This is a genomic window from Streptomyces sp. NPDC001927 (genome assembly GCF_053594455.1).
The window spans coordinates 95,412-119,390 of record NZ_JBSFEN010000015.1 but is presented as its reverse complement, the minus strand read 5'-3'; the positions used below and the strand labels follow the sequence as shown (position 1 = coordinate 119,390).

General features: G+C 68.8%; 20 protein-coding genes, 1 tRNA gene and 1 pseudogene. 2 read left to right on the top strand and 20 right to left on the bottom strand.

The features are described 5' to 3' along the window. Positions 1-186 precede the first annotated feature (186 nt). The 15 genes and pseudogenes from ACWCO8_RS34065 to ACWCO8_RS33995 all read right to left on the bottom strand — a co-directional run. Complete coding sequence (locus ACWCO8_RS34065; protein WP_451035456.1) at positions 187-1,527, bottom strand: MraY family glycosyltransferase; 1,341 nt, start codon at positions 1,525-1,527, stop codon at positions 187-189. A gap of 106 nt (positions 1,528-1,633) precedes the next feature. Next, complete coding sequence (locus ACWCO8_RS34060; RefSeq protein WP_451035455.1) at positions 1,634-2,881, bottom strand: serine hydroxymethyltransferase; 1,248 nt, start codon at positions 2,879-2,881, stop codon at positions 1,634-1,636. A gap of 113 nt (positions 2,882-2,994) precedes the next feature. Beyond that, complete coding sequence (locus tag ACWCO8_RS34055; protein WP_362003817.1) at positions 2,995-3,639, bottom strand: arsenate reductase/protein-tyrosine-phosphatase family protein; 645 nt, start codon at positions 3,637-3,639, stop codon at positions 2,995-2,997. Continuing rightward, entirely contained in the window at positions 3,636-4,283 is a 648-nt protein-coding gene (locus ACWCO8_RS34050; RefSeq protein ID WP_362003819.1) for an L-threonylcarbamoyladenylate synthase, read from the bottom strand. The genes ACWCO8_RS34055 and ACWCO8_RS34050 overlap by 4 nt, the downstream gene beginning before the upstream one ends. Positions 4,284-4,329: 46 nt before the next feature. Continuing rightward, positions 4,330-5,175 carry a peptide chain release factor N(5)-glutamine methyltransferase gene (gene prmC, locus ACWCO8_RS34045; protein ID WP_451035454.1) on the bottom strand — a complete coding sequence of 282 codons (846 nt, stop codon included), beginning with the start codon at positions 5,173-5,175 and terminating at the stop codon, positions 4,330-4,332. A 38-nt stretch (positions 5,176-5,213) separates the two neighbouring features. Continuing rightward, on the bottom strand, positions 5,214-6,290 hold the full coding sequence (gene prfA, locus ACWCO8_RS34040; RefSeq protein ID WP_362003823.1) for a peptide chain release factor 1: 1,077 nt from the start codon (positions 6,288-6,290) through the stop codon (positions 5,214-5,216). Positions 6,291-6,388: 98 nt separating this feature from the next. After that, a complete protein-coding gene (gene rpmE, locus ACWCO8_RS34035; protein WP_046909139.1) occupies positions 6,389-6,607 on the bottom strand; it encodes a 50S ribosomal protein L31 in 219 nt (72 codons plus the stop codon). Between the two features lie 122 nt (positions 6,608-6,729). Further along, a complete protein-coding gene (locus ACWCO8_RS34030; RefSeq protein WP_451035453.1) occupies positions 6,730-7,842 on the bottom strand; it encodes an LCP family protein in 1,113 nt (370 codons plus the stop codon). 204 nt (positions 7,843-8,046) lie between these two features. Further along, positions 8,047-10,089, bottom strand: coding sequence for a transcription termination factor Rho (rho, locus tag ACWCO8_RS34025; RefSeq protein ID WP_451035452.1), 2,043 nt, complete (start codon positions 10,087-10,089; stop codon positions 8,047-8,049). A 383-nt stretch (positions 10,090-10,472) separates the two neighbouring features. Further along, a complete protein-coding gene (gene thrB, locus ACWCO8_RS34020) occupies positions 10,473-11,390 on the bottom strand; it encodes a homoserine kinase (protein ID WP_362003829.1) in 918 nt (305 codons plus the stop codon). A 326-nt stretch (positions 11,391-11,716) separates the two neighbouring features. Continuing rightward, positions 11,717-12,787, bottom strand: coding sequence for a threonine synthase (gene thrC / locus ACWCO8_RS34015; protein WP_362003831.1), 1,071 nt, complete (start codon positions 12,785-12,787; stop codon positions 11,717-11,719). A 6-nt stretch (positions 12,788-12,793) separates the two neighbouring features. After that, positions 12,794-14,086, bottom strand: coding sequence for a homoserine dehydrogenase (locus ACWCO8_RS34010; RefSeq protein WP_362419388.1), 1,293 nt, complete (start codon positions 14,084-14,086; stop codon positions 12,794-12,796). Positions 14,087-14,192: 106 nt separating this feature from the next. Beyond that, positions 14,193-15,584 (bottom strand): diaminopimelate decarboxylase, encoded by a 1,392-nt coding sequence (gene lysA, locus ACWCO8_RS34005; protein WP_451035451.1) that lies wholly within the window; start codon positions 15,582-15,584, stop codon positions 14,193-14,195. An 11-nt stretch (positions 15,585-15,595) separates the two neighbouring features. Further along, entirely contained in the window at positions 15,596-16,642 is a 1,047-nt protein-coding gene (nrtL, locus tag ACWCO8_RS34000; RefSeq protein ID WP_451035450.1) for an ArgS-related anticodon-binding protein NrtL, read from the bottom strand. Between the two features lie 370 nt (positions 16,643-17,012). Further along, positions 17,013-17,468 (bottom strand): annotated as a pseudogene (locus tag ACWCO8_RS33995) (response regulator); the annotation flags it as partial. 168 nt (positions 17,469-17,636) lie between these two features. On the opposite strand from ACWCO8_RS33995, the gene ACWCO8_RS33990 reads away from it, so the two are divergent. Further along, positions 17,637-17,708 (top strand) — tRNA-Arg (locus tag ACWCO8_RS33990). A 245-nt stretch (positions 17,709-17,953) separates the two neighbouring features. Here ACWCO8_RS33990 and ACWCO8_RS33985 read toward each other — a convergent pair. The 5 genes from ACWCO8_RS33985 to ACWCO8_RS33965 all read right to left on the bottom strand — a co-directional run bounded on the left by ACWCO8_RS33985 (position 17,954) and on the right by ACWCO8_RS33965 (position 20,652). After that, on the bottom strand, positions 17,954-18,430 hold the full coding sequence (locus ACWCO8_RS33985) for a hypothetical protein (RefSeq protein ID WP_451035449.1): 477 nt from the start codon (positions 18,428-18,430) through the stop codon (positions 17,954-17,956). Positions 18,431-18,433: 3 nt separating this feature from the next. Next, positions 18,434-19,075, bottom strand: a complete 642-nt coding sequence (locus tag ACWCO8_RS33980) for a hypothetical protein (protein WP_451035448.1) — start codon at positions 19,073-19,075, stop codon at positions 18,434-18,436. Between the two features lie 613 nt (positions 19,076-19,688). Continuing rightward, the gene (locus ACWCO8_RS33975; RefSeq protein WP_451035447.1) at positions 19,689-20,252 is read right to left on the bottom strand and encodes a hypothetical protein; all 564 of its coding nucleotides are present in this window, start codon (positions 20,250-20,252) and stop codon (positions 19,689-19,691) included. Positions 20,253-20,323: 71 nt separating this feature from the next. Next, the gene (locus ACWCO8_RS33970) at positions 20,324-20,461 is read right to left on the bottom strand and encodes a hypothetical protein (RefSeq protein WP_451035446.1); all 138 of its coding nucleotides are present in this window, start codon (positions 20,459-20,461) and stop codon (positions 20,324-20,326) included. After that, entirely contained in the window at positions 20,458-20,652 is a 195-nt protein-coding gene (locus ACWCO8_RS33965) for a helix-turn-helix transcriptional regulator (protein WP_451035445.1), read from the bottom strand. The genes ACWCO8_RS33970 and ACWCO8_RS33965 overlap by 4 nt, the downstream gene beginning before the upstream one ends. 814 nt (positions 20,653-21,466) lie before the next feature. Between ACWCO8_RS33965 and ACWCO8_RS33960 the strand changes: the two genes are divergently transcribed. Then, positions 21,467-23,746 carry an NACHT domain-containing protein gene (locus ACWCO8_RS33960; RefSeq protein WP_451035444.1) on the top strand — a complete coding sequence of 760 codons (2,280 nt, stop codon included), beginning with the start codon at positions 21,467-21,469 and terminating at the stop codon, positions 23,744-23,746. The last annotated feature ends 233 nt before the right edge of the window (positions 23,747-23,979 follow it).

Here is a 23,979-nt window from a genome sequence, read left to right as displayed (position 1 = left end):
GGGCCAACGGACCGTCGCACTACGGTCTTTCGGCGCTGTCGCCGGGTCTCGTGAACCGTATCACAAACTATTTGAATAGGTCTTTACCCTCAAGGTGTGCTGACTGTCACACATGAGAGTTACTGCGCGCGTGTGTGCAGGACACGAGGTGGTCTTGTCTGGTATTGCGAGCCGATGCGGCTTTCGTCAACTCGGCGTTCCGGCCTTCCGCCGGTCGGTGAAGCGCGAACGGTGGCCGATGGCGGTGGCTCCGTTGACCCCCGCCGGCACGGGGACGCGCTCCTCGACCGGCTCGGCGGGATCGGAGGGTCCGTCCACCGAGGTGGCGGCAGAGGCGGAGGTCCCCGGCAGGAGGGTCTTCCGGCGGCGGTAGCGCGGCGGGACGAAGGACTCCGCCCAGCGGGGCGCTCGCGGCGTGAAGCGCGGCAGCAGGAGCAGCACCAGACCGATCGCGCTGAGGAAGACCACGACGAGCACGATCCACATCGACGTCGAGTGCACCGAGTACGCCAGCGTCCCGAACGCGATCAGCGCCGACCAGAAGTACATGATCAGGACGGCCCGGCTGTGCGAGTGCCCGATCTCCAGGAGCCGGTGGTGCAGGTGCCCGCGGTCCGCCGCGAACGGCGACTGGCCGTTCCAGGTGCGGCGCAGGATCGCCAGGACCAGGTCCGCCATCGGGATCGCGATGATCGTCAGCGGCAGCAGCAGCGGGATGAAGACCGGCAGCGCGGCGTGGGTGGCCTCACGCCCCGAGCCCTCGAAGATCTTCAGCACGTCCGCGTCGACCTGGCCGGTGATCGAGATGGCCGAGGCGGCCAGGATCAGACCGATCAGCATCGAGCCGGAGTCGCCCATGAAGATTCTCGCCGGATGCATGTTGTGCGGCAGGAACCCCAGGCACATGCCCATGAGGATGGCGGCGAACAGCGTCGCGGGGGAAGCGGCCTCGATGCCGTAGCCGTACCAGAGCCGGTACGCGTACAGGAAGAACGCGGCGGCCGCGATGCAGACCATGCCGGCGGCGAGGCCGTCCAGGCCGTCGACGAAGTTGACCGCGTTGATGGTGAGGACCACGAGCGCCACGGTCAGCAGCGTGCCCTGGCCCTTGGTGAGCGCGACCACGCCGACACCGGGGATCGGCAGCCACAGGATCGTCAGACCCTGGATCACCATCACACCGGCCGAGATCATCTGCGCGCCCAGCTTGATCAGCGCGTCCAGCTCGAACTTGTCGTCCAGGACACCGATCAGCCAGATCAGCGCGGCGCCCGAGAGCAGCGCGCGGGGCTCGTTGGAGAGCTCGAAGACGCTGTTGAGGTTCTGCAGATGGTCCGCGACCAGGAGGCCCGTGCACAGGCCGAAGAACATGGCGATGCCACCGAGCCGCGGAGTCGGTTCTCGGTGTACGTCGCGGGCACGGATCTCCGGCATCGCCCCGGTCGCGATGGCGAACTTCCGCACCGGACCGGTCAGCAGATAGGTCACCGCGGCCGTGACACAGAGCGTCAGCAGGTAATCACGCACGGGCTGCCCCACAGGAATCGCTGGCCATCTCAGCCCCACACCCTAGCCGTGCTGTCCATGTGCTTGAGGACATACGGGCCGCCCGGATGGTTGCGGTCCGGCTTCTTCAGCGGCCGTACGGGGGAAATCGCCCGGCAAGATCACGTACTTCCGCGCGTACCCGGGCCGTCTCCTCGACGTCATCCCGTAGCGCGATCGTGAAGAGCGCGGCGATCCGCGCCATCTGCGCGGGACCCATTCCCTGGGTGGTCACGGCGGCGGTGCCGAGCCGGATGCCGCGCCCGTCCCCGTACGGCAGGGCGCAGGTGTCCAGGACCATCCCGGCGGCCGCGAGCCGGGTCCGCGCGGTGCGGCCGTCGATGCCGAGAGGAGCCGGATCGGCGGTGATCAGGTGGGTGTCGGTGCCGCCCGTGGTGACCGCGAAGCCCTCGGCGGCGAGCGCGTCGGCGAGGACGCGGGCGTGCGCGACCACCCGATGGGCGTACGTGCTGAAGGCCGGCGTCGCCGCCTCGCCGAACGCGACGGCCTTGGCGGCGATGGTGTGCATCTGGGCGCCGCCCTGGGTGAACGGGAAGACCGCCCGGTCGACGCGGCCCGCGAGGTCCGCGCCGCAGAGGATCATCCCGCCGCGCGGTCCGCGCAGCACCTTGTGCGTGGTGGCGCAGACCACATCGGCGTACGGGACGGGGTTCGGGGCCGCTCCCCCGGCGACGAGGCCGATGGGGTGCGCGGCGTCGGCGATCAGATAGGCGCCCACCTCGTCGGCGATCTCGCGGAAGACCGCGTAGTCGAGGTGGCGGGGGTAGGAGATCGAGCCGCACACGATCGCCTTCGGGCGGTGGTGCCGGGCGAGGGCGGCGACCTGCTCGTAGTCGACGAGTCCGGTCTCGGCGTCGACGCCGTACGGCACGAAGTCGAACCAGCGGCCGGAGAAGTTGGCGGGCGAGCCGTGCGTGAGGTGGCCGCCGTGGGCGAGGCCCATGGCCAGGACGGTGTCCCCGGGCCGCAGGAGCGCCGCGTACGCGGCCAGGACGGCCGAGGAACCGGAATGGGCCTGCACGTTCGCGTGCTCGGCTCCGAAGAGCGCGGTGGCCCGCTCCACGGCGATCCGCTCGGCGGCGTCGGCGAACTCGCAGCCGCCGTGGTGGCGGGCGCCGGGATAGCCCTCGGCGTACTTGTTGGCGAGCGGGGAGCCGAGCGCGGCCAGGACGGCGGACGAGGTGAAGTTCTCGGCGGCGATCAGCTGCAGGCTGTCGCTCTGCCGGCGCGCCTCGCCGAGCAGCACGTCGGCGATCTCCGGGTCCTGCCGGCGCAGGACGTCGAGTTCCGATTCGGGTGGAGCGGTGACCGGCATCTGTGGCTCCCGGCGCGAGGGGCGGGCCTTCAGCTCCAATGTAGGCGCGCGGGAAGCGGTTTGCCTGATGTTCATCCGCGCCCTGAGCCGTCTGGCCGTAGGGCGCTCCGCCCTCAACGGCGCGCGGGGACTCCCGTCAGGGCCGTCACGACGGGGTCGAGGGCGGTGTTGATCTCCTCGCCGATCGAGCGGAAGAACGTGATGGGGGCGCCGTACGGGTCGTTGACCTCGTCGGCCTCCGCGTTGGGGGCCAGGAGCCACCCGCGTAGAGCCGCCGCGGCGCGGACCAGCGCACGCGCGCGTTCCACCATGCCCTCGCCCAGCGGGTCCGGAAGCGTCGCGGGGTCTATGGCCCGCACGAGCCGGGTGAACTCCTTCAGGGTGAAGGTGCGCAGGCCCGCCGAGTGGCCCATCGAGATGACCTGCGCCCGGTGGTCGCGGGTCGCCGTCAGGACCAGGTCCGCGCGGATGACGTGCTCGTCGAGGAGCTCGCGGCCGACGAAGCCGCTGTAGTCCGCGCCGAAGTCGGCGAGGACCAGCTCCGCGTTGGCCTCCATCGGGGCGCCCTCGTGCCCCCAGGTGCCCGCGCTCTCCACGATCAGGCCGCCGCCCCGGGGGTCGCCCAGGCGGTCGCTCAGGGCATGGCGAGTCAGCCGCTCGGTGATCGGCGAGCGGCAGACGTTGCCGGTGCTGACGTGGAGGATGCGGAAGGAACTGCTCTCGTGCCCCGCTATGCCACGCCCCTCAGGGGCGGTCAATTGGCCACCTCGAGGTCGGGTACGACCTTCCGGAGCTCCTCCGGGGAGAGCGCGCCCTCACGCAGCAGGACCGGCACCTTGCCGGTGACGTCCACGATCGAGGACGGCACGATGCCGGGCGTCGGGCCGCCGTCGAGGTACACGGAGACGGAGTCGCCGAGCATGCCCTGGGCCGCGTCGCAGTCCTCCGGCGACGGGTGACCGGTCAGGTTGGCGGAGGAGACCGCCATCGGGCCGACCTCGGTCAGCAGCTCGATCGCGACCGGGTGCAGCGGCATCCGGATCGCCACCGTGCCCCGGGTGTCGCCGAGGTCCCACTGGAGCGAGGGCTGGTGCTTGGCGACCAGCGTGAGCGCGCCCGGCCAGAACGCGTCGACGAGCTCCCAGGCCTGCTCGGAGAAGTCCGTGACGAGCCCGTGCAGCGTGTTCGGGGAGCCGATGAGGACGGGCGTGGGCATGTTGCGGCCCCGGCCCTTGGCGTCGAGCAGGTCCGCGACCGCCTCCGCGCTGAAGGCGTCCGCACCGATCCCGTAGACGGTGTCGGTGGGCAGCACGACCAGCTCGCCGCGGCGCACGGCGGACGCGGCCTCGCGCAGACCGGTCACACGGTCGGTCGCCTCGTTGCAGTCGTATCGCCGAGCCATCAGCGGGCCTCCTCGTACACAGGGTTGGTCAGGGCAGCGGCGCGGATCACGGCATCGCCTTGCGGGCGGTCGCGAAGCGCGGTCGTTTGTTCAGGTCCGGGTGGTCGGCGGCGTCCGACCAGCCGGCCTCCTCGTTGAAGATCCACGGCACCTGACCGCCCTGGGTGTCCGCGTGCTCGATCACGACGAGGCCGCCCGGGCGCAGGAGGCGGTGCGCGGTGCGCTCGATGCCACGGATGGTGTCGAGGCCGTCCTCGCCGGAGAAGAGCGCCATCTCCGGGTCGTGGTCGCGTGCCTCGGGCGCGACGTACTCCCACTCGGTGAGCGGGATGTACGGCGGGTTGGAGATGACCAGGTCGACCTGGCCGTCGAGCTCCGGGAGCGCGCTCAGCGCGTCGCCCTGGTGGACGGTGACCCGCGAGCCCTCCGCGTTCTTGCGGGTCCACACCAGCGCGTCGTCGGAGAGCTCGACCGCGTGCACGCGCGAGCGCGGCACCTCCTGCGCCATGGCGAGCGCGATCGCGCCCGAGCCGGTGCACAGGTCGACGATCAGCGGCTCGACGACGTCCATGGCCCGTACGGCGTCTATGGCCCAGCCGACCACGGACTCCGTCTCGGGCCGGGGCACGAAGACGCCCGGACCGACCTGGAGCTCCAGGTAGCGGAAGAACGCCCGCCCGGTGATGTGCTGGAGCGGCTCGCGGGCCTCGCGGCGGGCCACCGCCTCCCAGTAGCGGGCGTCGAAGTCCGCGTCCTTGACGTTGTGCAGCTCCCCCCGCTTGACGCCGTGCACGAACGCGGCGAGCTCCTCCGCGTCGAAACGCGGCGAGGGAACGCCGGCGTCGGCCAGCCGCTGGGTGGCCTGGGCCACCTCGGCAAGCAGCAGGTTCACGCTGGTCCTCCGTGGTACGGGGTGGGGCTACGGGGAACTTACGCCGCGGCGAGCTTGGCCGCCGAGTCGGCGTCGACACAGGCCTGGATCATCGCGTCCAGGTCGCCGTCGAGCACCTGGTCCAAGTTGTACGCCTTGAATCCGACGCGGTGGTCCGAGATCCGGTTTTCCGGGAAGTTGTACGTCCGGATCTTCTCGGACCGGTCGACGGTACGGACCTGGCTGCGACGGGCGTCGGCGGCCTTGGACTCGGCCTCCTCCTGCGCGGCGGCGAGCAGCCTGGACCGCAGGATACGCATCGCCTGCTCCTTGTTCTGGAGCTGGCTCTTCTCGTTCTGGCAGGAGGCGACGATGCCGGTCGGCAGGTGCGTGATGCGGACCGCGGAGTCGGTCGTGTTGACGGACTGGCCGCCGGGGCCCGAGGACCGGTACACGTCGATACGGAGGTCGTTGGCGTGGATCTCGACGTCGATCTCCTCGGCCTCGGGCGTCACGAGGACACCGGCGGCGGAGGTGTGGATCCGGCCGGCCGACTCGGTGGCGGGCACGCGCTGCACGCGGTGCACCCCGCCCTCGTACTTCAGCCGCGCCCAGACGCCCTGACCGGGCTCGGTCGCGCCGTTGCCGCCCTTGGTCTTCACGGCGACCTGGACGTCCTTGTAGCCGCCGAGCTCGGACTCGGTGGAGTCGATGATCTCGGTCTTCCAGCCGACCCGCTCGGCGTAGCGCAGGTACATCCGGAGCAGGTCGCCGGCGAACAGGGCGGACTCGTCGCCGCCCGCGCCGGCCTTGATCTCCAGGATGACGTCCTTGTCGTCGCTGGGGTCGCGCGGGACGAGCAGCAGCCGCAGCTTGTCGGTCAGCTCCTCGCGCTGCTTCTCCAGCTCCTTGACCTCGGCCGCGAAGTCGGGGTCGTCGTGCATCAGCTCGCGGGCGGTCTCGATGTCGTCACCGTTCTGCTTCCACGAACGGTAGACGGCGACGATCGGGGTCAGCTCGGCGTAACGCTTGTTCAGCTTGCGCGCGTTGGCCTGGTCCGAGTGGACCGAAGGGTCAGCGAGCTTCTTCTCGAGATCGGCGTGCTCGCCGATCAGTTCCTCGACCGCCTCGAACATCGATGGCTCCTGGTTTTCGTACGAAAGGACTGCGGGGACGGCAAAGCGCCGGTCCGGTGCTCCCGGCGGGAGCGACCAAGGACCGGCGCAGTGACGTGCTACTTCTTGGCCGCAGCCTTGCCGAAGCGGGCCTCGAAGCGGGCGACGCGGCCGCCGGTGTCGAGGATCTTCTGCTTGCCCGTGTAGAACGGGTGGCACTCGGAGCAGACCTCGGCACGGATGGTGCCCTCGGTCAGGGTGCTACGGGTGGTGAACGACGCGCCACAGGTGCAGCTGACCTGGGTCTCGACGTACTCGGGGTGGATCTCGCGCTTCAAGGTGTCTCCTAGTTTCGGGAGGGCGCCCGGGTCGCTGTGCGGGATGCACCTGCGTGAACCGGGGCCGACGTACCAGTCTGCCAGGACCGGCCGTATCTCCCAAAACCGGGTCCTTGGTGAAACTATTCCGGAACTGTTCCGGGCTGTTTCACCAGGCCGTCGGCCTTGCCCGTGGCGGTGTCCTTCGTCGCCGACGCGGGGATGGGCTTGTCGGCCTTGAGCGCCTGCCAGACCTGCCGGGACTGGGCTTCCAGGGGGATGACCCGGTTCAGGTCGGCGGGGTCGTACTCGACCGGCATGGTGACCATGTGGACGTCGTCGGCGCCGAGCCCGGCGAGCCCCTGGGCGAAGCCCATCAGCTCGTTGACCGAGTCGAGCTCGGAGTCGGGGGTGATGGCCTTGGTGGCGGTGTCGGCGATGTCGAGGAGCTTCTTCGGGTTCGAGAAGACACCGACGTCCTTGACCTGGTCGATGAAGGCCTTCATGAAGGCCTGCTGGAGCTGGATGCGGCCGAGGTCGCTGCCGTCGCCGACGCTCTTGCGGGTACGGACCAGGCCGAGGGACTGCTCGCCGTTCAGGGTGTGCGTGCCCGGGGCGAGGTTCAGATGGCTCTTGGAGTCCTTGATGGCCTCGGTGGTGGTGATCTCGACGCCGCCGAGCTTGTCGACCAGCTTCTTGAAGCCGGTGAAGTCGACCTCGATGTAGTGGTCCATGCGGATGCCGGACATCGACTCGACGGTCTTCACGGCGCAGGCCGGCCCGCCGACCTCGTACGCGGTGTTGAACATGGCCCGCTTGGAGCCGGCGACGCGGGTGCCCCGCTCGTCGACGCACGCGGGGCGGTCGATCAGGGTGTCGCGGGGGATGGAGACGACGCTGGCCTTCTTGTGGCCCTCGTAGACGTGCACGACCATCGCCGTGTCGGAGCGGGCGCCGCCCTCGTCCTTGCCGTACGCGCCGTTGTCGCCGGAGCGGGAGTCGGAGCCGAGGACCAGGATGTCCATGGAGCCGTTGTCGACGTTCTTGGGGCGGTCGGTGCCGAGCTTGGCGTTGATGTCGACGCCCTGGAGGTTGCCGTCGAGCTTGAAGTACACGTAACCGAGTCCGGAGCCGCCGACCACGACGATCGCGGCGGCGCTCCAGGCGGCGACGGTCAGCGCGCGGCGGCCCTTGGCGGGCTGCTTGCGACGCCGGCCGTTGGGCCGTATTCGTCCGCTCTTGCTCTGCTCGGTCATTTCCTACCTCAGGTCCTAGTTTCACCTTCTGTGACGGACATGCGCCCGGAAGGGTCGCACGGGAACCTGTGAGGTTTCGCAGAGCGACGGCCCGCAACGCACCGCGCCCACCGTGCGGGGCACGGTGGGCGCGGTCGTCGATCCAGGTCACGGCGGGGTTACGGCCCTCGGGCCGGTCCCCCGTCGTGTGACGGAGGTCATGCCTCAGTCGTTGTTCCCGCCAGGCGTCGTCTTCTGGATCTGGAGCAGGAACTCGCCGTTCGACTTCGTCTGCTTGAGCTTGTCGAGCAGCAGCTCGATCGCCTGCTGCTGGTCGAGCGCGTGCAGCACGCGACGCAGCTTCCAGGTGACGGCCAGCTCGTCGCTGCCGAGCAGGATCTCTTCCTTACGCGTACCCGAGGCGTCGACGTCGACGGCCGGGAAGATGCGCTTGTCGGCGAGCTTCCGGTCGAGCTTGAGCTCCATGTTGCCGGTGCCCTTGAACTCCTCGAAGATCACCTCGTCCATGCGCGAGCCGGTGTCGACCAGCGCGGTGGCCAGGATGGTCAGCGAGCCGCCGTCCTCGATGTTGCGCGCGGCACCGAAGAAGCGCTTCGGCGGGTAGAGCGCGGTCGAGTCGACACCACCGGACAGGATGCGGCCGGAGGCCGGGGCGGCGAGGTTGTACGCACGTCCCAGACGGGTGATCGAGTCGAGCAGGACGACCACGTCGTGACCCAGCTCCACGAGGCGCTTGGCGCGCTCGATGGCCAGCTCGGCGACCGTGGTGTGGTCCTCGGCCGGGCGGTCGAAGGTCGAGGAGATGACCTCGCCCTTGACCGACCGCTGCATGTCGGTGACCTCTTCCGGACGCTCGTCGACCAGGACGACCATCAGGTGGCACTCGGGGTTGTTGTGGGTGATCGCGTTGGCGATCGCCTGCATGATCATGGTCTTGCCGGTCTTCGGCGGGGCCACGATCAGGCCTCGCTGGCCCTTGCCGATCGGCGACACGAGGTCGATGATCCGCGTGGTCAGCACGCCCGGGTCGGTCTCCAGACGGAGCCGGTCCTGCGGGTAGAGCGGGGTCAGCTTGTTGAACTCGGGGCGGCCCCGGCCGGAGTCGGCGGCCATGCCGTTCGAGGAGTCCAGGCGCACCAGCGCGTTGAACTTCTCGCGGCGCTCGCCCTCCTTCGGCTGACGCACGGCGCCGGTGACGTGGTCACCCTTGCGCAGGCCGTTCTTGCGGACCTGGGCGAGGGAGACGTACACGTCGTTCGGGCCGGGCAGGTAGCCGGAGGTCCGGATGAACGCGTAGTTGTCGAGGATGTCCAGGATGCCCGCGACGGGGATCAGGACGTCGTCGTCGGAGACCTGCGGCTCGCCGGTCTGGAACTCGTCACGGCCACGACGGCCACGACGGTCGCGGTAGCGGCCGCGACGGCCACGACGGCCGCCCTCGTCGTCGAAGTCGTCCTGCGGGCCGCTCTGCTGACCCTGCTGGCCGCCCTGACGCTGCTGGCGCTGGCCGCCCTGGCCACCGCCCTGCTGCTCGTCGGCCTTGCCCCCGCGGTCACGGCGGTCGCGCTGGCGGTCGCCGCGCTCGCCACGGTCACGGCGCTCGCCACGCTCGCCGCGGTCGCGGCGGCCGCGGCCCTCGGCGGTGTCGGCGGCGGTCTCGGCCTTGGCCTCGGCGGACGCGTCCGTACGGGACTCGGTTCGGGAGTCCGTCCGGGTGTCGACCTTGGTCTCGGTCTTGACGGCCTGCGCGGACTCGGCCCTGGCCTCGCCCTCGGGGCTGCCGGCGGGCGCGGTGGCCCGACGACGGCGGCGCTCGCCGGCCGGCTGGTCCTCGGAGGCAGGCTGGCCCGGGATGTCGATCTGCTGCTGGGCGACGGCCTTCTCGGCCTTCTCCGCCTTGGGGGCAGCGGTCTCGTCGGCGCTCTCGGCCGTACGGGCCTTGGAGGTGGCGCGGCGCTTCGGCTTGGTCTCAGCCGTGTCGGCGGCGGCCTTGGCGGGGGCGGAAGAACCGCCACCGGCCTGCGCCTCCTTGATGACCTCGATCAGCTGGCTCTTGCGCATCCGCGCGGTGCCCCTGATGCCGAGGCCGGACGCGACCTGCTGCAGCTCGGCCAGGACCATGCCCTCAAGGCCGGTGCCGGAGCGGCGGCGCCGTGCGGTGGTGCCAGTGGCAGCACCTGCGGCGGGCGCGGAATTGTCGACCGTGTTGTCGGCAGTCACGCCCATCAGATCGGTGGTGTCGCTCACGAAGGGTCCTTCCCTGGAGCGGACGTCGGCCATCTGGCTCGGCGACCGGTTGTGCTGTCCGACAACGGTCCTGGCTTGTGGACCGTGTCGGGGCGGTGGTCCCGCCGGGTACGGCGGAAGAGAAAAAACGTGCTGGGTCCGGCCCGAGGTCCCCTAGCTCGGCCCTCACACAGGTTGAGCGAGGGGTGTCGTGCCGGTTCCGGAGCGTGCTCGAAACTGCTCAGGCGGGCTGCTCAGGCAGTTGGGGAGGCTCCCGGAAGAATCGGTGGTCCCTGACAGGGACACTCAGCACCGCGCCACAAAGGCGCCGGGTGCTGACTTGAGGTTAACACTACCGGCTCCAACAAACATTCCCCCTCTCCATCACCGGCAACCACGTGTCCCTAGGGAGCGAGCGGCAGGACACTCGCTCCGGACACATCGAGGTCGAGCCGGTTCGCGGCCCATCCCTCGCCCGCCAGCCGGGCGACCTTGTCGGCCGACCCGTGTTCGGCCAGCGCGAGCACCGTGGGGCCCGCGCCGGAGATGACCGCGGGGACTCCGTCCGCCCGCAGCCGGTTCACAAGGGCGATGCTCTCCGGCATCGCGGGGGCCCGGTACTCCTGGTGCAGCCGGTCCTCGGTGGCCGAGAGCAGCAGCTCGGGGCGGCGGGTGAGCGCCTCGACGAGGAGCGCGGCGCGGCCGGCGTTGGCCGCGGCGTCGACGTGCGGGACGGTGCGCGGCAGCAGGCCACGCGCGGTCTCGGTCAGTACGGGCTTTCCGGGGACGAAAACCACCGGAACGATGGAATCCGAGGGATCCATCCTGATCGCCCGCGCGGCACCGGACTCGGTCCAGGCGAGCGTGAAGCCGCCGAGCAGACAGGCGGCGACGTTGTCGGGGTGTCCCTCGATCTCGGTGGCGAGTTCGAGGAGGGCCGCCTCGTCGAGGCGGCTGTCGCCGCCTATGGTCACGGCGCGGGCGGCGACGATGCCGGCGCAGATGGCGGCGGAGGAGGAGCCGAGGCCGCGGCCGTGCGGGATGCGGTTGGCACAGACGACCTCGAGGCCGCGCGGCTGTCCGCCGAGCAGGTCGAAGGCGGTACGCAGGGAGCGTACGAGCAGGTGGCTCTCGTCGCGCGGGAGCGTGTCGGCGCCTTCGCCGGCGATGTCGATGTGCAGCCCGGAGTCGGCGACCCGGACGACGACGTCGTCGTAGAGACCCAGCGACAGGCCGAAGGCGTCGAAGCCGGGGCCGAGGTTGGCGCTGGTGGCGGGAACGCGCACCCGTACGGCGGCGGCGCGGAAGGCGGGACCGGCCATCGCTCGATGACTCTCCTTGACTTGCGACAACGGGTTTTCAAGAGAAGTACACGGAAACCCGGGGGCCGCTTCTGCCTCGGGGGGCGACAACGGCAACGACACCGCGCATATGCAACGGGGCGGGTTCGGTACAGCCTATCGAAGGAAGGTTCTGTGGCGACATAGGGCGCACAGGAGGCGCACGATGCGTGTCGCAAGCCTTCCTGTGCGCCTATGTACGTTCCTGATCGGGTTTGCCTCTCCGGGACTCCCGGAGAGGCGTTTCCCGCCAGACTTCAGGGACTTACAGCGTTCTTACGCGAGGCCCGCGCGCGGTGCGCGCAGGGTTACGCGAGGCCGAGGCGCTCGGCTGCCGCGGCGGCGTCGACCGGGACGGTGACCGGCTGGGGCGCGCCGGCGACGGCCCAGTCGGGGTCCTTCAGGCCGTTGCCGGTCACGGTGCAGACGATCCGCTGGCCCGGGTCGACCTTGCCCTGCTCGGCGGCCTTCAGCAGACCGGCGACGGACGCGGCGGAGGCGGGCTCGACGAAGACGCCCTCCTGCGAGGCCAACAGCCGGTAGGCGCGCAGGATCTCACGGTCCGTCACCTCGTCGATGAAGCCGCCGGACTCGTCGCGCGCGGCGATCGCGTACTCCCACGAGGCGGGGTTGCCGATCCGGATCGCGGTGGCGATCGTCGACGGGTCCTTGACGACCTCACCGCGCACGAGCGGCGCGGAGCCGGAGGCCTGGAAGCCCCACATGCGCGGGCGGTGGGTGGCGAGGCCGTCGGTGGCGTACTCGCGGTACCCCTTCCAGTACGCCGTGATGTTGCCGGCGTTGCCCACGGGCAGGACGTGGATGTCGGGGGCGTCGCCCAGCATGTCCACGATCTCGAAGGCGGCGGTCTTCTGCCCCTCGATACGGACCGGGTTGACGGAATTGACCAGCGCGACCGGGTAGTTGTCCGACAGCGCGCGGGCCAGGTCGAGGCAGTCGTCGAAGTTGCCGTCGACCTGGAGGATCTTCGCGCCGTGCACGAGGGCCTGGCCCATCTTGCCGAGCGCGATCTTGCCCTGCGGCACGAGGACGGCGGACACCATGCCGGCGCGTACCGCGTAAGCCGCCGCGGACGCCGAGGTGTTGCCGGTGGAGGCGCAGATGACGGCCTGCGCGCCCTCCTCCTTGGCCTTCGAGATGGCCATGGTCATGCCGCGGTCCTTGAAGGAACCGGTGGGGTTGGCGCCCTCGACCTTGAGGTGCACCTCGCAGCCCGTGCGCTCGGAGAGGACCTGAGCGGGAACGAGCGGCGTACCGCCCTCACGGAGCGTGACGACCGGCGTCGTGTCCGTGACCGGAAGACGGTCCCGGTACTCCTCGATGATGCCGCGCCACTGGTGGGTGCCCTTGCTGGTCATGGGTCCTTACTCCCCTTCAACACGCATGATGCTGGCGACACCGCGCACGGTGTCGAGCTTGCGCAGCGCCTCGACCGTCCCCGAGAGGGCGGCGTCGGCGGCGCGATGGGTGACGACGACGAGGGAGGCCTCGCCGTCCTTGCCCTGCTGACGGACGGTGTCGATGGACACGCCGTGCTCGGCGAAGACCGTCGCGACCTGGGCGAGGACACCCGGCTTGTCGGCCACGTCGAGGCTGATGTGGTACCGCGTCACCACGTCGCCCATGGGGCTCACGGGCAGCTGGGTGTACGCGGACTCCCCGGGGCCGGTGGCCCCGTCGAGCTTGTTGCGGCACACGGCGACCAGGTCGCCGAGGACGGCCGAGGCGGTCGGAGCGCCGCCGGCGCCGGGGCCGTAGAACATGAGCCGCCCGGCGGCCTCGGCCTCGACGAAGACCGCGTTGTAGGCCTCGCGGACCGAGGCGAGCGGGTGGCTCAGCGGGATCATCGCCGGGTGCACGCGCGCGGTGACGGACTCGCCGTCGGCGGCCCGCTCGCAGATCGCGAGCAGCTTGATGGTGCAGCCCATCTGCTTGGCGGAGGCGAAGTCGGCGGCGGTGACCTCGGTCATGCCCTCGCGGTAGACGTCGTCGAGCCGCACGCGCGTGTGGAAGGCGATTCCGGCGAGGATGGCGGCCTTGGCGGCGGCGTCGAAGCCCTCGACGTCGGCGGTGGGGTCGGCCTCGGCGTACCCGAGGGCGGTGGCCTCGTCGAGCGCCTCGCTGTAGCCGGCCCCCGACGTGTCCATCTTGTCGAGGATGAAGTTGGTCGTGCCGTTGACGATGCCCATGACGCGGTTGATCTTGTCGCCGGCGAGGGACTCTCGCAGCGGCCGGATCAGCGGGATGGCGCCGGCGACGGCGGCCTCGTAGTACAGGTCCTCGCCGTGCTCCTCGGCGGAGGCGTACAGGCTCGCGCCGTCCTGGGCGAGGAGCGCCTTGTTGGCCGAGACGACGGAGGCGCCGTGCTCGAAGGCGGTGGTGATCAGCGTGCGGGCGGGCTCGACACCGCCGATGACCTCGACGACGACGTCGATGTCGCCCCGTTTGACCAGGGCGGTGGCGTCGGTGGTGATCAGCTCGGCGGGGATGCCGGCCCGGACCTTGTCGGGGCGGCGGACCGCGACGCCGGCGAGCTCGACCGGGGCGCCGATGCGCGCGGCGAGGTCGTCGGCGTGCGTCGTCATGATGCGCGCCACCTCTGAGCCGACCACTCCACAGCCCAGCAGCGCCACCTTCAGCGGACGCGTACGCATCATCCGACCTCGTTTCCTTCGTACTACTTCGTATCTCTACGGTTGGACCAGTCTCACTCACCGGACGAGGGTTTCTGCCCCTCGTCCGGATCCTGAGACAGTTATTTCATCATCCGACGTCGAGGCGCAGGAGATCTTCCTCCGTCTCACGCCGAACGATCACGCGCGCCTCGCCGTCGCGGACGGCGACGACGGGCGGGCGGAGTGCGTGGTTGTAGTTGCTGGCCATGGACCGGCAGTAGGCGCCGGTGGCCGGCACGGCGAGGAGATCGCCGGGCGCGACGTCGGCGGGCAGGAAGGCGTCCCGTACGAGGATGTCGCCGCTCTCGCAGTGCTTGCCGACGACACGGACGAGCATGGGCTCGGCGTCACTCGTCCGCGAGACGAGGGCGACGCTGTATTCGGCGTCGTACAGCGCGGTACGGATATTGTCCGACATCCCGCCGTCGACGCTCACATACGTCCGCAGCCCCTCGAGCGGCTTGACGGTCCCGACCTCGTACAGCGTGAAGGCGGTGGGCCCGACGATGGCGCGCCCGGGCTCGACGGAGATGCGGGGCGTGGCGAGCCTGGCGGCCTCGCACTCCCTCGTGACGATCTCCTTGAGGGCCTTGGCGATGTCGTGCGGCTCGCGGGGGTCGTCGTCGGAGGTGTAGGCGATGCCGAGGCCGCCGCCGAGGTCGATCTCGGGGAGTTCGACGCCGTGCTCGTCGCGTACCGCGGCGAGGAGCTGGACGACGCGGCGGGCGGAGACCTCGAAGCCGGCCATGTCGAAGATCTGGGACCCGATGTGGGAGTGGATCCCGATGAGCTCGAGCCCGTCGAGGGAGAGCGCACGCCGGACGGCTTCGGCGGCCTGTCCCCCGGCGAGGGCGATGCCGAACTTCTGGTCCTCGTGGGCGGTGGCGATGAACTCGTGGGTGTGCGCCTCGACGCCGACGGTCACCCGGATCTGGACGCGCTGCCGCTTGCCGAGGGCCTGGGCGATGTGGGCGACGCGCACGATCTCCTGGAAGGAGTCGAGCACGATCCGCCCGACACCGACGGAGACGGCACGCTCGATCTCTTCTTCGCTCTTGTTGTTGCCGTGGAAGGCGATGCGCTCGGCGGGCATACCGGCGGAGAGGGCGGTGGACAGCTCACCACCGGAGCACACATCAAGGTTGAGCCCCTCCTCGGTGAGCCACCGGACGACGGCACGGGAGAGGAAGGCCTTGCCGGCGTAGAAGACGTCGGCGTCGGGCCCGAAGGCGTCGGCCCAGGCGCGGCAGCGGGCGCGGAAGTCGGCCTCGTCGAGGAAGTAGGCGGGCGTCCCGAACTCCTCGGCGAGTTCGGTGACGGAGAGCCCGGCCACGGTGACCTGCCCTCGCTCGTCACGACTGACGGTCCGCGCCCACACCTTGGGGTCGAGGACGTTGAGGTCGGCTGCCGGGGCGCTGTAGTGCCCTTCGGGGAGGACGTCGGCGTGGCGGGGCCCGGCGGGGTGGGCGGAACGGCTCATGTCTGCATCTTTCAAATCTGGTCGGGTGCGCTGATGCCGAGCAGGGAGAGGCCACCGGCGAGCACCACCCCGGCGGCTTCGGCGAGCGCGAGCCGGGAGCGGTGGGCGGCCGAGGGTTTCTCGTCGCCGAGGGGCAGGACGGTGTGCTGGAAGTCGAGCAGCGCGTCGGCGACGACTTCGAGATGCCGGGCGACCCGATCGGGGGCGCGATGGCGGGCAGCGGCCGCGAGAACGGCGGGGTGGTCGCCGAGAACGCGGGGGAGGCTGCCGTCGATGCTGCTGTGCCCGGCCTCACTGTGAAACCCGAGCTGCTCGGCGTTCCTGGTCAGGGCGCGGGCACGGGAGTGGGCGTACTGGACGCGGAAGAGGGGGTTGTCCTCGTGCTGCCGGAGCAGCTCGTGACCGACCCGGGCGTGGTCATGCGCGGCGACGGAAAGAAGCCCCCACCGGGCGGCGTCGACACCGAGGGTGTGGACGAGCTCGCGGGGGCTTCGTCGGTGCACGGGAAGGGGAGCGATGTCGGTGGGCAGATGCCCCCGGGCTCCTTGGGCTTCAGGCGCTACCCCGAGGAGGGCCCAGTCGGGATCGACGTCGTCCTCGCAGGCGATACGGACGAGGTACCCCTGGGAGAGGAGGATCCGCCGTACGGCGTCGGCGGTGACGGCGGCCCGGACGTCGGCACGGTGGACGGGCTGTGCGACCTGCCCGCTGGGCGCGAGGTGCCCGTACCGGGAACGGCGACTGAGGATCTCCCGTACAAGGTCCTGCTGGGCGTTGGCGTCGAGGCTGAAGTTGAGGAAGCCGGGCCCGGTGATCTCGACGGCGGCGATGCCGGGGCTCCGGTGGAGCCGGTCGCGGAGGATCGCGGCGACATCGAGGGGCGGGCGCTGGGCGGCGCGGGCGAGGGTGAGCGCGACGTTGCTGGCGTAGTCGCCACGCCCCCCGGGCCGGGGCCGCTCGACGGTGACGCGCTGGGGGACCTCCACGTGGAGCACACCGTCGTCGACCGCACGGCGCACGGCGTGCAGCACGGTGAGGGAGAGGTCCGCGGGGGTCACGGGACAAGCGTATGGGAGAAGGGGGGTCGGAACGCGAACCGGTTTCGCGATGCGGTCACCGGCACCGCCGGGGAGCGCTGCGACCGGCCGACTACAGGCGACGCACACCGCCCCACTAGGGACAGCTACTACCGGCCCGCCCGACGCCATGACGGCCACCGTCGGGGTGGTGGTCGGGACGGTTGTCACGACGATCGTCGTCATGGGCGTCGCCGGGGGGTCTTCCGTCGCCGCACCTGCTGTCACCGTGCAGGCCGCCGCTGAGCCGGGCGTCGCCGTGCCGACCGTCGCCGAGTCTCCCGTCGACGTGTCGACCGTCGCCCGGTCTACCCTCGCCCGGTCTGCCTTCCCCGTGCCTGCCCTCGACCGGTCTTCCCTCTCCCGGTCTGCCCTCGCCGTGTCTTCCCTCGACCCCCGACGGCCCCTCCTGTCCGCCACGCCGCTGTCCGGGCTCCCGCCCGTCGCGGTGCATGAGCTTGCGTACGACGCGTACGAGCTCGGCGGGTTCGAAGGGCTTGGCGAGGAAGGCGTCGACGCCGACGGCGACACCGCTGTCCATCTCGTACTGGGTGCAGGCGCTGACGATGGCGACCGGCAGATGACTGGTACGCGGATCGGACCGCAGTCTCTCGGCGGTGCGCAACCCGTCCAACCGGGGCATGACGACGTCGAGGGTGACGACATCAGGCTGCACCTGATGCACGACATCCAGACACTCGGCACCATCGGCCGCGGTCACGACCTCGAAGCCCTCAAGCTCGAGATTGACCCTGATCAACTGCCGGATCACCCGGTTGTCATCGACAACGAGCACCCGACCGGACATGCCTGACACACGACGAGAGTAGGTCGCCGCGAGTGGCTGCGTCCGGGTTTTGCCCACTTCCGACCCGTGAGGGGGAACGGGGGGTCGGTGACTCGACGGAAATACCTGTTCACAGGCACGGCTCGGATGCTGGTAGGGTTCTACCCGTCGCCGCCGAACGCGGCGGACGCCCCCGTAGCTCAGGGGATAGAGCAACGGCCTCCGGAGCCGTGTGCGCAGGTTCGAATCCTGCCGGGGGCACAGAAGCCGGACCAGCGTGATCAACCCGCTGACCAGCACATGTGCCAGCAGAAGAGGGCGGGAGTCAGTCTCACTGACTCCCGCCCTCTCTCGTTGCCTCTCACTGCCCGCGACACGCCCCCGACACACCCTGCGCAGCCATCAGGGTCCTCGGCCTCACGGGAGGACCGTTTGTGTACGGCAGCACGTGTCGCGCGTCAAAGCAGAAGCTGTGCTCAAGACAGGCATGCCCGGGCAACGAGCAGCTAGCGCTTCGACCTCTCTCTCTTACTCGCTGAGTTCTCCTCTGAGATCGACTCCCTAGCAGACGCTGCCCTGCCGGCCGAAGCCTTCTTTGCGGCTGTCTTGCCTTCTGCAACCTTCTTTGCAGCCTTCTTGCTGGCCGCAGCCTTCTTGCCCGTCGTCGCCTTCTTGCTGGCCGCAGCCTTCTTGCCCGTCGCAGCCTTCTTCGCGGAAGCCCCTCTGCGGCTAGCGAGACGTTCGGACCACTCGGGTTCAGCCTGCTTCACAGTGCGTACTTCGTCGGCGACCTCATCGCCAGCGATAACAGCAAGAACTGCGTCGAGGGCTTCTTCTGCAGATCGACGGCCGCCGAGGCGTTCAGAGACAGCTACCACCAACTCCGAACGCCACGAATTTAGATCAGCCACCGAGAAGACGTTGACTGTCTTCCACGGGGGTACGTCGTCATCGTCTTCTGATTCCTTCTCAGGACCAACCACCTGTCAGCTCCCCGATCGTGGGCGAACAGTCAATGCGGCCACTGCGATCAGGAGCACTTCGGCCCCGAGAGCAATCAAGCCCCACGACCTGTTCCGAGAGGCTAGCGCTGCGGCCACGACCAACAGAACTTCGACACCTAGTACAACTACACCCCAACGGAAGTACCTGGACTTACGCCGGATCGCTTCGTCGTTACTAACCAGCAATGGCTGCAGTTGACCGAGCACAATTCCGCGATACAGCTTTCGAGAGTCAGTTTCTTCTTCTCGTGCCATGAGCACGCCAGCGGGGTCGGGGCCAACGGTCCAATCCTTAACTGGCCAGAGAACCGCAAGGGCCAGAGCCAACACAATCGTCAGCGTAACCATCAACGCGATCAAGTACCCGACCGGCGGGGACTTCTCCTTCACAATGAAGCCGATATTGGACACAAAAGCGCCAATGAGCGCTGCCACGGTGAAAATTCCCGTCGCGCGGGTGCGATAATTACCGAGCGTCGCATCTTGCTGCGACGCCAGCTTGATCGCGACGTCGTAGGCAGTCTTCAACTTCAACTCGGAGGCAGTCTTGGCGGCTTCACGCGCAGCCGCGATTCTCGCCTCAATGCTGCCGTCTGGTTGATTGGGGGTTGCCCCGACTACCATCTCCGCCCCCTTGTGCACAGAATCTGAGGTTCACTCAACTCACGCTTAAGGGGATGGAACCAAGGCGCCCCCTCCTATCGACGAACCGACATCCGCCCATGGGCTGAATGACAGTCACCTTCACGACTACGAGTGAACTCTTACGGGGCGAGGAAGGTGGCCCTGGCCGCGACGCCGTTCTCTCATGACTCGATCCAAGAACGAGGGCGGTCCAGGATCACCTGAACCGCCCTCGCAACCGGATGTCGACGCTATACCCCGTCGCCCCCTCCCTCCAGCAAGCTCGCGATTTTCACGTTGGCGACCTCCTCATGACCGTCGATACAACCGTGGTAACGGCGGTGAATCACCTCGGGGGAATTCCCGACCCGGCGGGCCACCTCAGCAATGGGCACCCCCGCGTTCAGCCAGCGCGTTATACAGGCGTGCCGCAGGTCGTATGGACGCCCGGCGAGCGGCGAGTCGACCCGTTCGGGCGGCAAGGCATACCACCGCGCATCCTCCCAGACTCGCCAGTACGTGGATGAGCCGACCACTGCCCCACGCTCGTTTCCGAAGACGCGGCCCTCCTTCGCCGCCCCGAACTCTCCCAGGTGAGCTCGGAGGATCGTGACTAGCACAGGCGTTGGAAGCCGGGGCACTTCCGGCGGATCCGCAGAAGCGGGTTCTCCGGGAGATCCCCAATCGCAACGGCATGTTCGAGAGCCGCATTCAGCGCCCGTCGGCGGCGTTTGTACGTGTCGCCCGCCGCTGGTGTGCCGTCCAGCTTGTAGCTGACGCGGTACACAACGCCCTCGAGCACCTCGGCAATCGCCATGTCGCCGAGCGGGCGGTCGGCCGTGGTGATCCAGTCATACGCGGCCTTGAGTTCGGCCGGCGGCTCCTCCCCCTCGTTCGCCGACACGACTCCCCACCGGAAGGCCAGCCGAAGGGACTCACCATCAGGCACTCCGTCCCCACGCTTGACCATGGCGAGCGTCACAGCCGCCAGTCCGTCCGCCATACCCTCACGAGACTTGGCAGCGCTCGTGCGCCATCGCCCGGCTACGTACTTCCGGCAGAACTCGAACCACCGCAAGGGTGGTTCGACGTCCGCTGTCTCGGCGTCGGCCGCGGCTCGCACCTCGGACTCAGGGAGCCCCGATTCGACCTCGAACGCCTCTCCGCGCCGGTTCATGGCTTGCCACAGTTCGGACCGTCGGCTCTCTGCGAGAGCCGACGTGGTGAACGTGTCGCCGTGGACCCGCCCTACGACCACCACCGGAGGCGCCACGGACGGGACTTACGCCCGGTCTTGGACACCTTCCACAGCTTGACGTCGAAGGAGTAGCCCGGCCGGGCCGACCCGCGAGGGCGCCCGGCCTGGGTGTCGTTCTCCGTGCTCACGCAACGTCCTCCCGCTCCGCAAGCCAACGCTCGTACTCCGACCGCCGGATCCGCACGTCACCGTTCGGCAGCTTGATCGAGCGGGGCCCCTTCCCGAGCTGACGCCATCGGTAGAACGTGGCCGGGGCGACCCTCAGATCAGCGATGACCTCCTTGATGGTCATCTTCTCGTCTCGTGTGCGGGCGCTCATGTGGCCATCCCTTCAGCTTCGTCCTGTTCCGGACAGCCCGGACAGGTCGAATTTCGACTGTCCGGGGTGTTCGGGCTGGTCAGAGGGGTCAACCGGACAGTCGGACAGCTCGGACACGTCTGGGGTGCCCTGTGTTCGGCTCTGGGTGTCCGGGTAGTACCGGCCGCCGGCGTCCTTAGTGATGGACGCGTCGGCGATCTGCTCGCCGAGCGTCTCCAAGCCGCAGGGCCGGGGGCAGTCGATGTGCTGGTAGCGAGAAAGCGGGCGACCCCCCACGCGGCCAATCCGGCGCCGCTCTCCTGGTGGGCGAGGACCCGGGTGAGACCGCGCTGCAGGCCGGTCCGGACGTAGCTCTCTGTGCGGCGGCAGCCGGTGGCCACGCTCCGGTCCCAACGATGCGCGCCAGAGATGAAGAGTCCAACACGTGTCCGGGGTGGGTGGCCTCTTCCCTCACGGTGAGCGCGAGGACGGCTGGCGGCAGCTCCGCCATCCTGCCAGTGCCGGGCCCGAACCAGCAGGCGTAGGCCATGCGGGACTTGATGTCGAAGCCCGGCCGTACGTGGACGGTCATTCACTCAGGTGTCCGGGGTGCAGAGGGTAGAACCCAAGATCCTCGTGATCGCGGGCTTCCCGGATGCTTGCCAGAACACCGTGTTCGTCTCGCGTGAGCGCCGTGTGCGCGCCCGGGATCCGCGTCGCTATCACTGCGGCCCAGGGGCTCCGGCACGTGCGGCGTCAGGCTGCTAACCAGCGATCAGGCCCTAAACCTGCCCCTATGATGTGACGCAGGACACGCGACCTGGAGGGGATCCCCGTGCCAGCGGACGAGAAGCAGCAGGACGAGTCGGCGTTCGAGGCCGAGGTCCTGCGTATATCCCGGGCGCTCTTCGCTCCGGAGAACGAGTTTCAGGGTTCCACTTACATCGGCACCGCCGAACGTGACGGCGTCTTCGTAGGGCCGGACTCGGTCACGATTGTCGAGTGCACGGTCTCCCGCCGAAAGGACAAGGCAGAGAAGGACGGTAAGAAGCTCCGGGAGGCATGTCTGGCCATGGCTCGCCAGCACCCGTTCAAGTCCGTCAAAGGCTTCTTTGTCACCAGCGACGAACCCACCGCCGATCAACGCACGGTCATCAAGGGGTTTGGCCCGCCCCTCATCGCGTGCAGCTTCGCCCAGCTTCGAAGCCAGCTCGTCGACTCTTTGCGGTACCTGGAGCTGCGTGCGCCCTACCCCTTCGGCAGCGCGCGTGAGCCGAGCAGCGGCGACTACAGCGACCTCAAGCCTTACGTGGCGGTCGACCCTGTTGAAAGCGGGACCAGCGAACCGTTCTCGGTCGATCGCGTGGCCCAGCAGGTGGCGGACGGCAGGTCCGTCCTCCTGTATGGCGACTACGGCGCCGGCAAAAGCATGTTTCTCCGCGAGCTGTATCAGCGTTTGGCCAAGACCCACCGCAAGAACGCGTTTCGGCCCTTCCCAATCCTTCTCAACCTGCGCGATCACCAGGGCCAGGTCCTGCCCGTTGAGGCTCTGGAGCGCCACGCCCGCGCTATTGGATTCCCCACGCCATCCCAGTTGGTCCGCGCATGGCGCTCGGGCGACGTGACGCTCATCCTGGACGGCTTCGACGAGATCGCGACGCCCGGGTGGATCGGAAAAACGTCCACGATGCGCGACATCCGCCGCCGGTCTGTGGAACTTGTACGCCGGTTCTGCGACGAGTCGCGCTCCTCAACGTCGGTCGTCCTTGCGGGGCGAGCCCATTTCTTCGACAGCGAGCGCGAGATGCGCATCGCGCTGGGCGCCCGTGACAGCTCCCTCTTCCTTATGGCAGGGGAACCGACGGAGGAGCAGGCGAAGAAGATCCTTAACGCCTACGGATGGCACGACGCGCTCCCGGACTGGCTGCCCTCGCGTCCCCTCCTCCTGAGCTACCTGGGCTCGTCGAGCGCGCTCCACGGATCCATCGAGGGGACGTTTGGCCGCTCGGCTGGTGAAGGCTGGCACATGATGCTGGACCGCATCGCCGAGCGCGAGGCCAGCATGGAGGTGGGGGTTGATGGGTTCACCGTCCGGAAGGTACTGGAACGGCTCGCTACCCAGGCGCGGCGCACCAGCGACGGCATGGGGCCCATCTCACAAGACGAGCTAACGTCCGTCTTCCAGTCGGTGTGCGGTTACGCCCCAGATGAGGGCTCCTACCAACTTTTGCAACGGCTTCCCGGCCTCGGGGCTATGGACAGCGTCGACGGTTCACGGCGCTTCGTTGACGTCTCCCTCGCAGACGCTGCTCGAGCAGGCGATGTTGTGGCCTGCGTCCTCGACCCAAACACGGAAAGCCCGCTGTTGGAGCTAACCGGCAGCGTCGCCTGCCTGGACGAGGTCGGCATCGACGTTGCCGCCGTGCGGCTTGAGGGGCAAGGCGCCGCGAGTTCGGGGGGCTCCTACTCGTCCGCCACCGCTTTCCAACGTCGTGGAGTCTCGGACGCCGTCATCGCGGACATTATCCGGGTTGCCACGCGGCTCTGGCCCGAGGATGTGTCCCACACGTCGATCTCCCTGCATGAGATCGAGCTTCGCAGCTTTTCGCTGACCGCAGATGCCAAGAGCTATGACTGGCTGAGCTTTCAGGATTGTGTGATCCAGGAATTGGACCTCACCGACCATAGCGGATACGCGCTCCCGCACTTTCAGAACTGCCTCATCGGACAGATGACAGGAGTAGCCGGGTGGTCGGCACTCCAGGAAGATCGCTTCGTCGACTGCGAAGTGGCACAGTTCGACGCTCAGATGTCGACGGCCAAGGGCATTCTCGCCCTGAAGACGACACCCATGAACAAGGTCCTACTCACGATATTGAAGAAGATCTACGCTCAACGCGGCACGGGGCGAAAAGAGTCCGCACTCCCTCGTGGCCTGGATACCAAGCACCGGGAGCTCGTCCCGGAGGCAATTCAAAGGCTCACCGGGGCGGGGCTCATCACGTCCGCCCGGTCCAACGGCACTCGGATTTACCTCCCGGTTCGAGGCATGGCGAGCCGGGTCCGGCGGATCCTCCAGGCCCCTCAGTCGAGCACAGACAGCGTCCTGGACTAGGCGGCAGGAGGAGCCTCCTCTTACTGAGGCGCTGCGACTCTCGGATGTTGCAGCGCCTCAGCAAGGATGCCAACCAATCGGCGGGAAGGTGAGCGGTGCGTGTCCAACTGCGCGACATCGCAGGCAAACACTCACGGACGTCCACGGACTTCCATCGCAGGTCAGCCGCGCATCGCGACCGGATCGCACTGACGTCCGAATACTTCGGAATGAACAGGTCCAACGCGAATAGC